Annotated in this window: 9 protein-coding genes and 1 pseudogene; 8 read left to right on the top strand and 2 right to left on the bottom strand. The window is 41.2% G+C overall.

Annotation, left to right across the window (positions count from 1 at the left end):
- Nucleotides 1-96: 96 nt before the first annotated feature.
- Both BA1DRAFT_RS17255 and tnaC read right to left on the bottom strand, forming a co-directional pair.
- A pseudogene (locus BA1DRAFT_RS17255) lies at nucleotides 97-708 on the bottom strand (tryptophanase); the annotation flags it as partial.
- Between the two features lie 124 nt (nucleotides 709-832).
- Nucleotides 833-931 carry a tryptophanase leader peptide gene (tnaC, locus tag BA1DRAFT_RS24715; protein ID WP_181147885.1) on the bottom strand — a complete coding sequence of 33 codons (99 nt, stop codon included), beginning with the start codon at nucleotides 929-931 and terminating at the stop codon, nucleotides 833-835.
- A 425-nt stretch (nucleotides 932-1,356) separates the two neighbouring features.
- On the opposite strand from tnaC, the gene BA1DRAFT_RS17250 reads away from it, so the two are divergent.
- The 8 genes from BA1DRAFT_RS17250 (at nucleotide 1,357) to BA1DRAFT_RS17215 (ending at nucleotide 12,670) form a co-directional block, all read left to right on the top strand.
- Nucleotides 1,357-1,788, top strand: coding sequence for a bleomycin resistance protein (locus BA1DRAFT_RS17250; protein ID WP_036781685.1), 432 nt, complete (start codon nucleotides 1,357-1,359; stop codon nucleotides 1,786-1,788).
- A gap of 1,263 nt (nucleotides 1,789-3,051) precedes the next feature.
- Complete coding sequence (locus BA1DRAFT_RS17245) at nucleotides 3,052-4,392, top strand: MATE family efflux transporter (protein WP_036781683.1); 1,341 nt, start codon at nucleotides 3,052-3,054, stop codon at nucleotides 4,390-4,392.
- A gap of 334 nt (nucleotides 4,393-4,726) precedes the next feature.
- Nucleotides 4,727-7,774, top strand: coding sequence for a formate dehydrogenase-N subunit alpha (gene fdnG, locus BA1DRAFT_RS17240; RefSeq protein WP_072164820.1), 3,048 nt, complete (start codon nucleotides 4,727-4,729; stop codon nucleotides 7,772-7,774).
- Nucleotides 7,775-7,786: 12 nt separating this feature from the next.
- Complete coding sequence (locus tag BA1DRAFT_RS17235; RefSeq protein ID WP_036781681.1) at nucleotides 7,787-8,488, top strand: formate dehydrogenase N subunit beta transmembrane domain-containing protein; 702 nt, start codon at nucleotides 7,787-7,789, stop codon at nucleotides 8,486-8,488.
- The gene (gene fdoI, locus BA1DRAFT_RS17230; RefSeq protein WP_036781679.1) at nucleotides 8,485-9,126 is read left to right on the top strand and encodes a formate dehydrogenase cytochrome b556 subunit; all 642 of its coding nucleotides are present in this window, start codon (nucleotides 8,485-8,487) and stop codon (nucleotides 9,124-9,126) included. Before BA1DRAFT_RS17235 ends, fdoI begins: the two co-directional genes overlap by 4 nt.
- An 894-nt stretch (nucleotides 9,127-10,020) precedes the next feature.
- Entirely contained in the window at nucleotides 10,021-10,797 is a 777-nt protein-coding gene (locus tag BA1DRAFT_RS17225; protein WP_036781677.1) for a HisA/HisF-related TIM barrel protein, read from the top strand.
- Between the two features lie 2 nt (nucleotides 10,798-10,799).
- Nucleotides 10,800-12,005, top strand: a complete 1,206-nt coding sequence (locus tag BA1DRAFT_RS17220) for a hypothetical protein (protein ID WP_036781675.1) — start codon at nucleotides 10,800-10,802, stop codon at nucleotides 12,003-12,005.
- Between the two features lie 2 nt (nucleotides 12,006-12,007).
- Nucleotides 12,008-12,670 (top strand): HAD family hydrolase, encoded by a 663-nt coding sequence (locus BA1DRAFT_RS17215; RefSeq protein WP_036781673.1) that lies wholly within the window; start codon nucleotides 12,008-12,010, stop codon nucleotides 12,668-12,670.
- The last annotated feature ends 72 nt before the right edge of the window (nucleotides 12,671-12,742 follow it).

The following is a 12,742-nucleotide window of genomic DNA, read 5'->3' as shown; positions in this document are numbered from 1 at the left end:
TCAGGCGGCTAAACGTCGAAGAGCCATTTGGTCAGGGGAATTCCGTAGTCAACTTATCTTTGATTAAATTAAATACAAAGTGGAATCCCGCCCTGTATTAGCGATAGAGATAGGCTGACCACCGGAACTATTACAGGTAACAGTTGTAATAATCGCGACAACATTATCATCGCCATGTTCTGCTATCGTTTTTTTCAATTCATCAATATCAAAATCGCCTTTCCAATCATAATAAGTGGTTGTATCAAAGGCTTTTGATGTGACGACATTAATCGCTTTCGCGCCATTTAATTCAACATGAGCCGCTGTCGTATCAAAATGGAAATTAGAAATAAAGACCGGATGCTTTGCACCACCTTGCGCTTTTTTACGGGCAATTAATGTCGGAAATAAAATCTGTTCTGCTCCACGCCCTTGATGCGTTGGAATAGTATATTGATAACCAATTAATTCATTAACTTTATCACATAGATGATAATAGTTACGGGAACCTGCATAAGCTTCATCCCCCATCATCATCCCCGCCCACTGGCGATCACTCATTGCCCCAGTGCCGGAATCTGTCAGCAAATCAATATAAACTGCGTCACTGGGTAATAAGAATGGATTATACCCGGCTTCCTCTAACGCTTTTTCACGTTCGGCACGGGTAGTCATGCGAATATTTTCTACCATTTTAATACGGAAAGGTTCTGGAATACGTTTCATATATATTTTTTTATCCAATAGTTGGCTATACCGCATAATTCAAACAAATTTCCAAGAACAGCCAGAAATACGCCAGAATAATGTAGTGATTACAATATTTAATTTTTAAATATAACCAGAACAGCTAATCAGGGAAAAAATGAGAAATACGATGATCGACATTAAACCATGCTTGCATATTACAAGAACAAATAAAATAATAACGTAAAAATATAGAAATCATAAAATGCATTTATTCCCTGATTAAAATCAACTATTAAGATATAGATAATATTTAAATTATCCGTGACCAATTCCACAAAAATAAAAATATCATAAATATAATTTTACATATGAATTCAACTTAATGAATCATATAAATCAACAAGAAAAACAGATAATAAATTTAGTTTAATAAATATAACAATGCAATTAAGCACCATCAATTAAGTCAATTACTAACACAGTAAACCATCCCATAAGAGCTTAAAAAACCAAGTTAAATAACGTAAGAATTAATAGCATTATTTACTAAGATTTCTCAGGAATAAAAAATAGCTTTATTAGACCTATTACTATTTAATTCATTAGACTATAATATTTTCATTCTGGGTAAAATTAATCTATTCTCATATAATAAAATAGATATTGTTGAATATAGGATAACATATGGAACAAGATAAACCCTATTGGAATCGAATGGTTCCAGAACTCACTGTTACTGACTTCTCTCTATCTCTGGATTTTTATCAAAGAATTCTCGGCTTCCAGTTGCTTATTCGCCGAGATAATCCAGATTTTGCATACTTAGCACTTGGTGAAGCACAACTCATGCTTGAAGCGTTACATGATGATGGCTGGAACACAGCCTCATTACATTATCCTCTTGGGAGGGGGGTGAATTTTCAGATTGAAGTTGATGATTTAGCGCCTTTACTGCACAACTTAAAAGCTAATAACATCAAACTTTATCGAGAGGTTAAAGATAATCATTACCGTATTGATGAAGTCATTGCATGTCAACGAGAATTTCTTGTGCAAGATCCTGATGGCTATTTACTACGTTTCAGCCAATTCATAGAAAATATAATGGCGTATTAATTTAAATAGCCTTGGCCAATGACTTTAATAGCTGAAATATACCCTCAAATTTATTCTATTTTTAATCCATAAATAAAATACCGCCCTTTATTAAAAGGGCGGAAAATAGAAAAAACAGAGGTAGAATTCCGCATAACACAATAATTATGCTAACTGAATATCAATAGAATTCCACTCTCGATTAGCTATTTTTTTCCGATATAATAGGCATGGAATAATCAGAAGTTAAATGATTAGGAGCTTGAGAACCGATAATACATGTTGCAGTATGAGATGAAAAAATAACGCATTTTGCCGCACATATAGGAAAATGCGGATACAATACACAAGCATGGATAGATGTAGAAAAAGCAGAAAAGAAAGTTAACGTTAAAAGGGCCCAAAGTAACTGGTGTTGCAATCTATTTATCATCATATCACCTCGCTGAATGGTATATTTTCATTTCCTTATATTCGACTCCTTTGAATTAATTATAGAGCAAAATTTAACCGAAAAAATTTTTTTATCACTTCGTTGATAAATCATTTAAGTTATCGAAAAAAATTGAACAACCAGATTATAAAAATCTCATCACCCAATAAAATTATTCATCAACATTAAACTATAAACAATATTTGAATAAAGTTATCTAATGATTTAATAAGCATGTTAAGATATCCATAACTACACAGTTGATATCTGACAAATACTAATAATAAATTAAAGAAATTATATAAAATATTTTTAAAAATTGGCGTTTAAATTTTTTACCAATTCAAGCAATCATTTAAATATCTTAATTATTTACAATCAAATTCATTTACTTTTTAATCTACATTTCCTCACAACAAATACACTATACTCACTAAATGTATTAATAGTGCTGTAGCCACAGTATACGCATCCACAGCGGAAAAAATAGGCGCTAAATTTAGCAACCTTATTCGACAATGACAAAACCATTTGGTTCTCAGATTCCACATCCACCCTGTACAACATATTCGGCAAAAATTTATCAATTTCGCTAACATATCCGACAAATAGCAACATTGATATTTATTGCCAATCATTCCCCTTATGATGCTCGTTTTTCGTTATTTAATTCGCACCAGAAAGAGTTGTTCAGGCAGAACAAATCCAATTACAGAATTCATTTTTTTATCTTTCTTTATTTCATCTCTGTTAACGGATAAATAAACCATGTACAATGTTTAGATATTTCCTGAGTATGCGGCATCTCAAGAAATAATTCATTTACCTTTTTCAATAAGCAGGTTTTTCAAATGCATCAAACTGATGTTACTGAGCGTTCGCTCTTTTCATTAAGCTGGCCGATTTTTATTGATATTCTCCTTCATCTGGCCACTTTATTAATTAACACTTATATGGTGAGCCATGTTTCTACTTCTTATCTGGCTGCTATGGCTGTAGGTAATCAGGTATTTGATCTGTTTATCACTATCTTCAACTTTATCAGTGTTGGATGCAGTGTTGTCATTGCTCAATATATTGGCGCAGGAAAACGGGATAAAGCTAGCCAGGCGATCCATATTTCTATTGCATTCAACTTCTTGCTTGGGTTTAGCTGTGCACTGATTACTATCTTCTTCGGCTATAAGCTCTTGCAGATCATGAATATGCCGGAACATCTGATGGAAGATGGCTTTAACTATCTGCACATTCTCGGCATCTGTCTGATCCCCGAAGCTATTTCGATTATTCTGGCTGCTTGTTTGCGGGTTTATGGGAAATCGAAAGCGGCAATGTATGTTACTTTGATTGCTAACTTGCTGACAGTACTAGGTAATATGATCGTCCTATATGGCTTCTTCGGATTACCTCAATATGGTCTGGAAGGGGTTGCCTGGTCTACGGTCTTTGGCCGGATTGTTGCCGTGATCCTACTATTCTGCCTGCTCAGTTATGGCCTGCGGATCAAATTTACGCTGGCCGGTTTCCTGCGCTGGTCAAAAAGTATGTTGGGCAAGATCTTATATATCGGTTTACCCGCGGCAGGGGAAAACTTGGTATGGATACTGCAATATATGGCAGCCATAGCATTCATCGGATTAATGGGTGAAATTCCATTGGCAGCACAAACTCTCTATTTCCAGTTATCGCTGTTTGTGATGTTGTTTGGCATTTCTGTCAGCATTGGCAACGAAATTATGGTCGGCCATCTGGTCGGCGCTAAGCGGTTTGAAGATGCTTATATTCGTGGCCTTAATAGTCTGAAAATTGGCTGTATCGTCACTATTGGCGTGGTCGCCGCTTTCTGGCTGTTCAGAATGCCGATTCTGCATTTCCTGACGCAAGATGAAGCCATTATCAAGCTGTTGTTACCGCTATTCTTGCTGTCCGTTTTTCTGGAGCCAATCCGTACCGCAAATATCGTTATGGTGAACGCATTACGCGCTTCCGGTGATGCCCGTTTCCCACTATATGCGGCAATATTCTTTATGTGGTGTATTGCTATTCCAGTGGGATACTTTTTGGGGATCAAAATGGAAATGGGCATTTTAGGTATTTGGATCGGTTTCTTCTGTGATGAATGGCTGCGTGGGCTGACTAACATCTGGCGTTGGAAATCAAAAAAATGGCAAACTAAACGACTCGATATTTAATTATCACAATTGCGGATAGCTAAAATAACCATTCCACCAGCTGCCCTGAAATCATTTTTTTTCCTGCTAAACTCCCACAATAAGAGGCCCCATTCCCAATGGGCGCCTCTTGTCAATTTATATAAGAGGTTTCTCAGAAACTGACTGGTGTTATTATTGGCTGATAACCTCAGGTAGTTTACAACTCATCAATGCAGTGGGTTCTCCTTGATACCCAGGAGTGTTTTGATTGACAAACGAGCCGGGCTATGAAGGCAATTTCGCTTGATTCCTCAACGTGTTATTGCATCAAAAGTAAAGCAATGTCGTCATTCAAAAAATAAGGAGAAGACCGATGCAGGTCAGCAGAAGAGCTTTCTTCAAGATCTGCGCGGGAGGTATGGCGGGAACAACAGCCGCCGCGCTAGGATTTGCTCCATCCGTTGCGCTGGCTGAAACTCGTCAGTACAAACTACTGCGCTCGCGTGAAATTCGTAATAACTGCACCTATTGTTCCGTTGGCTGTGGCATTTTAATGTACAGCCTGGGTGATGGTGCAAAAAATGCCAAAGAGAACATTTTTCATATCGAAGGTGATCCCGATCACCCAGTCAGTCGAGGCTCGTTATGTCCGAAAGGAGCCGGAGTACTTGATTATATTCGCAGTAAAAACCGCCTTCATTACCCCGAATACCGAGCTCCTGGTTCGGATAAATGGCAACGCATCAGTTGGAATGAAGCGATTGAACGCATTGCCCGTTTGATGAAAGATGACCGTGACGCCAACTTTGTTGAGAAGAATGAAAACAACGTCACCGTTAACCGCTGGCTAACAACGGGTATGCTCTGCTCCTCCGCAGCCAGTAATGAAACCGGTATTCTCGACCAGAAATTCACCCGCGCACTAGGCATGATCGCTATCGATTGTCAGGCGCGCCTTTGCCACGGCCCAACGGTCTCCGCTTTGGCGCCAACGTTTGGCCGAGGCGCCATGACCAATAACTGGGTAGATATCAAAAACGCTAACGTTGTTCTAATCATGGGGGGAAACGCCGCTGAAGCACACCCAGTCGGTTTCAAGTGGGTTATTGAAGCAAAAATTAAGAACAACGCTCAAGTGATTGTGGTTGATCCACGCTTCAATCGCAGTGCTGCTGTAGCCGATTTCTATGCGCCGATTCGTGCCGGTTCAGATACCGCGTTCTTACTGGGCGTGATCCGATATCTGATGTTCAACAACAAAATCCAATTCGAATATGTTAAGGCTTACACCAATGCCTGTTTGATTGTTCGAGAAGATTATCAGTTTGTAGATGGCCTATTCAGTGGCTTTGATCCAGATACCAAGAGCTATGATAAATCCTCATGGCATTACGAAACCGATGAACAGGGATATGCCAAACGGGATGACACGCTATCTCACCCACGCTGTGTCTGGAACCTACTGAAAAATCACGTTGAACGCTATACCCCTGAACAAGTTTCCAATTTGTGTGGCACGTCAAAAGCCGATTTCCTCCATATCTGTTCCCAACTGGCAACTACCGCCGTAACCCATCGTACCGCAACTATTCTCTACGCACTGGGTTGGACTCACCACACCGGCGGCGCTCAAATTATCCGCGCCGCGGCAATGGTTCAGTTACTGTTAGGAAACGTAGGCATGCCGGGCGGTGGAGTTAACGCATTGCGCGGTCACTCGAATATTCAGGGTTACAGTGATCTTGGTTTGCTGTCACTGAATCTGCCCGGCTATCTGCCTCTGCCAAATGAGAAACAAGAGAATCTGGCAACCTATCTGGCGCAGACAACACCAAAAACCTTGGTTGCCAATCAGGTGAACTACTGGAAAAACACGCCAAATTTCTTTATCAGCTTATTAAAAGGTTTCTGGGGCGAACACGCTACCGCAGAAAATGACTGGGGTTACGATTGGCTGCCCAAATGGGATAAAAGCTACGATATCATGGCGCAAGCTGAGTTAATGACTCAAGGCAAAATGAACGGCTACATCGTTCAGGGTTTTAACCCATTAGCGGCATTCCCGGATAAAAATAAATCCAGCAGAGCACTGGCTAAATTAAAATATCTGGTGGTGATCGACCCGTTGATCACGGAATCCTCTAACTTCTGGCAAAACCACGGCGAGATGAATGATGTCAATCCGGCTGATATTCAAACTGAAGTTTTTCGCCTGCCCTCCTCCTGCTTTGCCGAAGAAAATGGATCGATCGTTAATTCAGGCCGTTGGCTGCAATGGCACTGGGCTGGCGCACAGCCACCGGGAGAAGCGCTGCATGACGGTAAAATTCTTGGCAAATTGCTGCAACGTCTGCGCAAACTTTATCGTGAAGAAGGCGGTGCTTACGCGGAGCCTATTATGAATCTGTCATGGGATTATCAAAACCCGGAAGATCCGACACCGGAAGAAGTTGCCCGTGAAGCCAATGGTAAAGCATTAACTGATATTAAAGATGAAGACGGCAATATCATTCTGAAAAAAGGGCAGCAACTTTCCAGCTTTTCTCAACTAAAAGATGATGGTTCCACATTCAGCTTATGCTGGATCTACAGCGGTTGTTGGACCGAACAAGGCAATCAGATGGCGCGCCGCGATAACGCCGATCCATCCGGTCTGGGCTGTACGCCGGGTTGGGCTTGGGCATGGCCGCAAAACCGCCGGGTACTCTATAACCGTGCTTCGGTTGATCCACAAGGTAAACCGTGGGACCCAAATCGTGAACTGATTAAATGGGATGGCAATAGATGGCATGGCTTTGATGTTGTTGATTACAACAATGCTGAACCAGGAAGCCGCGTCGGGCCGTTTATCATGCAACCAGAAGGGGTAGCCCGCCTGTTTTCCATCGATAAAATGGCTGATGGACCATTCCCTGAACATTATGAACCGATTGAATCACCGATCGGCACCAATCCACTTCATCCGAATGTTATCTCCAACCCAGTTGCGCGGATCTTTAGTTCCGACATTGCTTATATGGGAGAAGCCAACGAATTCCCTTATGTCGCAACGACCTATTCCATCACCGAGCTGTTCCGTCACTGGACAAAACATGCTCAACTTAACGCCGTTGTTCAGCCCGAACAATTTATTGAAATCGGTGAAAAGTTGGCGGCAGAAAAAGGCATTGTTCAGGGTGATGAAGTCAAAGTGTCTTCCAAACGTGGTTTTATCAAAGCCAAAGCGGTTGTCACCAAGCGAATTCAGCAACTGACCATTAACGGTAAGCAAGTTGAAACTGTTGGTATTCCTTGTCACTGGGGTTTTGCCGGAGTAACCCGGAAAGGCTTTCTGGCAAATACTCTCACACCTTCCGTCGGTGACGCCAACGCGCATACACCGGAATACAAGGCATTTTTGGTCAACATCGAAAAGGTGTAATAGGAGCGAATTATGGCAATGCAATCTCAAGATATTATTCGTCAATCCGCCACGCATTCCTTTACCCCGGCGCCACGTGCCCGTGATCATCAAGAAGAAGTGGCAAAACTGATCGACGTTACCACCTGTATTGGCTGTAAAGCCTGTCAGGTGGCCTGTTCAGAATGGAACGATATTCGCGACGAAGTGGGCTTTAATGTTGGTGTTTATGACAACCCCACCGATCTGACGGCTAAATCATGGACCGTGATGCGCTTCTCCGAAGTAGAAGAGCACGGCAAAGTTGGCGTCGGCCAGGAACCCGCCTGTGTAAAAACTTGTCCGACCGGCGCCATTCATTTCGGCACCAAAGAGGATATGAAAAATCTGGCCTCCGAACGGGTAACGGAACTCAAAGGTCGTGGGTATCAGAACGCGGGTTTATACGATCCGCAAGGGGTTGGGGGGACTCATGTGATGTATGTTTTGCATCATGCAGACAAACCTCAGCTTTATCACGGTCTACCTGATAATCCAACCATCAGCTCGGCCGTGACCTTCTGGAAAGGCATCTGGAAGCCGCTAGCCGCCGTGGGTTTCGCTGCAACATTCGCCGCCAGTATTTTCCATTATGTCGGCATTGGTCCAAATCGAACCAACGAACAAGACGAAGAGCATGCCAGACAAGATGATGAAATAGCTGAGCAATCCACAAACGAGGAGAAACTGTCATGAAGAAGAAAGATACGATTCTCCGCTACTCACCGATTGAACGAATAAATCACTGGTCAGTCGTCCTCTGTTTTCTGTTTACCGGCATCAGCGGATTAGGATTCTTTTTTCCCTCTTTTAACTGGCTGATGAATATATTCGGTACACCACAGTTAGCACGGATACTGCACCCATTTCTCGGTTCAGCCATGTTTTTCTTATTTATCTTTATGTTTTTAAGATACTTCAAACATAACTTTATCGATAAAGAAGATCTTGTTTGGCTGAAAAACATCCATAAAATCATCAGAAATCAGGAGGCTGGCGATATCGGCCAATACAATTTGGGTCAAAAAGGAATTTACTGGTCTATCAGTGGTTGCCTGATTTTATTGGCTATCAGTGGTGTGATTATCTGGCGCCCCTATTTTGCCGATTTCTTCTCTATCCCCCTGATCCGACTTGCGCTTCTGGCGCACTCTCTGGCTGGAATTGGCCTGATCCTGCTGATTATGATACATGTCTATGCCGCATTTTGGGTAAAAGGCTCTATTCGGGCAATGGTCGAAGGTTGGGTAACTCGTGGCTGGGCGAAGAAACATCATCCTCGCTGGTATAGAGAAATCCGTCAGAAAGCGAAACAAGATAAGACGAATCCTTAGTGTTCAATCGGAACGCAGCCTGACAACAGGTTGCGTTTATTCGGCAGTACGATGTCTTAATTATTTACTCTTAATTATCTCTCCAATTAATATGGAAATATAATCCCATCACGTAGAACCACATATAAAAATCACTAACAAATACCCTTATCCAAAGAGTATTATATTGCTAATCAGCGAAATTCTCTATTCTGGATATTACAATCAATAGAATTGATAATATGTAGCCATATAACCCCAGACGAAACTATATCATTATAATAATTATCATTATTGACAATAAGAAAACATTTGTAGAAATCTTCAATGAAATATGTTTATATAATATAAACAAATAATTATTAAGAATAAATTTCATGTAATTATATATTGATTATCGTTACTATTATCAATTAGCTGAAATTATATTTTCATCATAATCAGAATTAACCACTAAAATAAAAAATTTTTAAATTCGGTTATTTAAGATAAATCAGAATATATTTAAGACATTAATCAAAAAATAGATCTATATTATTTTAGGCCATTAAAATATTAGATAAATAAAATTAAACTCTTCCTGAAGACATTAGCAGAATTCACTTTTTATAGATTTAAGCTGAATCGCTGTTTATCTATTACCAAATTAACTCTTCTTAAGTAAATATAAGATTTACTAACTGAACAAAGTTATCCAAATTGCTATATTTAGTTAATAACCGTATTGAGAAATTTTTTCTTTCCGCTATTATGAATCAGTGAACGGTTATTGAGTTCATTAAATTAATAGGTTTATTATTTATATCTGTTTATTCTTAAAGAAATAAAAGACATATTTGTTTGCTAAGTTACAACTTGCAATTGCATTAGTCACAAGTGTTATTAATTTTTAAATAATTAATTAGGATGCATTCAATGATAAGTAAGGAAACATTCGAGATATTTCCCTCTGTAGATATTGTTGACGGAATAGCAATGACATCAAATTCCGCCATTCGATTAACCCGTGGTGAAAGCCCAACATTACGGCGACCTTTAGGCACTCCGGCCGAAGTAGCGCTCGCCTGGCAAAACGCCGGGGCAAAATGGATACATGTTGTTGATCTTGATGCTGCATCGGGACGAGGCTCAAACAGTCATCTTATTGCTGATGTTCTTGCTGCGGTCGACATTAACGTACAAGTCTGCGGCGGAATCAGAGACGAAACCATCTTGCGCAAAGTATTAGCAACTGGATGCCAACGAGTTAATTTGGGGACCGCAGCATTAGAAAATCCAGATTGGTGTGCCCGAGCCATTGCCGAATATGGCGATAAGATCGCTATTGCTCTGGATGTAAAAAGCACATCAGAAGGTTATCAACTGGCAACACATGGATGGAATGTCAGCAAAGGCAATCTCTGGGATCTCCTTGAGCGCCTTGATAAACAGGGTTGTCAACGCTACGTCGTCACCGATGTTGAGCGGGGAGGCATGATGAGTTCGCCAAACTTCACACTATTACAGGAAGTTTGTGCGAAAACGTCATCACCCGTTATTGCCGGCGGTGGAGTATCAAGCCTGGACGATCTTCGCGCTTTAGCAGATTTGTCCACTATCGGTGTCGAAGGCGCAATTCTTGGTCAAGCTCTACATATTGGTAAGGTTCCTCTCGAAGATGCCCTTGCTGCAACGCAATCATCGAGACGCTAAATATGCCTGAATATTTATCTCCTGCTTTGGATCTTCGTTCTATTGGTTTACTGGGCGAATTGCGTAGCGTGCCTGAAACACGCTATTTAACGAAAGAAGTGATGGCGCTACCCGGCTTACTCACAGAGAAGCCCGCATTCGTCGGTTCCCGCGGTGCTGCCTATTACGAACAAAAACCTTGTCACGAGCTACTGATGACGGCGAAATATTACACAGAATACATCTCTCAACTTGAGTGTAGCGATAAGCTGTGTACCGCCCCATCAAAATATATATTGGCCGATCATAGCCTGGCAAAATTGCTCAGAATTGTTGATAGCTTATTAAGCTCTCCGCAGACGGTTAACGAAGATATTGTGCCATTCATCGATGGGATCAAAGAGTGCGCAAAAGTCGTCAGCTCAACGCTGATGGGTACAGCATTTACTTTTTCACCCTCTCCGATCCATGACCTGACATTGCCTTCATCTACGGAACACAAAGTGCCAAGATCGTTTATTGAAGGGGATAATCATCTGTTAACTTTGGCCGCAGCCCAAATTGACAAATGCCCCAACTCCTCTGTTGTTGGCATCATGTTAGGAGGATCAGCGGCGGCGGCAGTCACAGCCGCAGCATGGGATAGTGACCTCAATTTAGTAAAAGTCTCACGTTACGATGATACAGCTTGCAAGAGCAACCATCTCTGGGGACGCCATATTCCATCAGAGCAAACGGTAACAATCATCGATGATAATTGCGGAACAGGCGACACCTTACGTCAGGCAGTAGATCTGGTCATGGCCCAAACTGGGCAACGTCCGAAGGCCCGCGCCGTCGAACTGCATTGGGAAAAATTATTACGTACCCGCGTTTATGGGCATACCGATCGTGTATTCAGCCCTGAAACTTTAGATGTATTGACGCCTTGGTGTTTCAGGCATCATCAAGCTCTGAATCGTTTAGTCAATCAACCCTTCGCTGATGATAAATATGCTCAGACAACCACGGCGGATTGGGTTGCCTATTCATACAGTTTATTGTCTATCCTTCATGACACCCTGACAGACTCAACATGGGCCGCCAAATTATTGCGTTTTTTATTAAATCTAAAAGCACAAACACCGCTGAATTATGAACAGCCAATCGATGCATTTAAAACCCTGGCATATCAATGCCCTGAATGTTCAACGCACAAAAATGAGTTTGGAAAAGGGGGAGTTAACTGATTATGACAACAGCACATATTATTTGGGATTGGAATGGCACATTACTTAATGATGTCAATGTTTCATTGAGTGCAACCAATTTTGCACTGGCAGAAATTGGTATTGAACCACTGACGCTGGAACAATATCGGGAACATTATTGTGTTCCAGTACAAACTTTCTATAAACAAGTGATTGGCCGTGAACCTTCATCCTCTGAATGGTCAGTGATCGGAAAAATATTTAATTTTCACTATCGCCCGGGTATTCAGAAAGCCAGTTTAACAGACGGTGTGAGTCAGCTCCTCGCTTCCCGTTATGAAATAGGCGCAACTCAGTCATTATGTTCACTGATGGAGCATCATGAATTGGTCCCTATGCTTGACAATCATGGTATTGGTAAATTCTTTACCCAAATAGATGGCAGAAATACGCCATTATTGACCACCGGCAAATCAGAGCAATTAGCTAATCATCTCAAAAAACTCAATGTTTCTCCTGAGCAAAGTGTGGTTATTGGGGACGCTACCGATGACGCCATTGCCGCATTAGCCGCAGGAACTCATGCCATTCTTTATACCGGAGGAACCCACAGCCGTGTCAGCCTTGAAGCTGCCGGTGTTCCTATTGTTGATACATTAAGTGAAGCTTTATTAATAGCTGACTCCTTGATCCATAAACAGTAATAAAGAGATTATTCAAAATAATCGGATAAAAAAAGTGATAACTTATAAAGGAATACGAATAAATATTTGGAA

The sequence above is a fragment of the Photorhabdus aegyptia genome (assembly GCF_000612035.1).
Taxonomy (GTDB): domain Bacteria; phylum Pseudomonadota; class Gammaproteobacteria; order Enterobacterales; family Enterobacteriaceae; genus Photorhabdus; species Photorhabdus akhurstii.
Note: the sequence above shows the minus strand (reverse complement) of the source record. Positions and strands in the feature narration are given on the sequence as shown.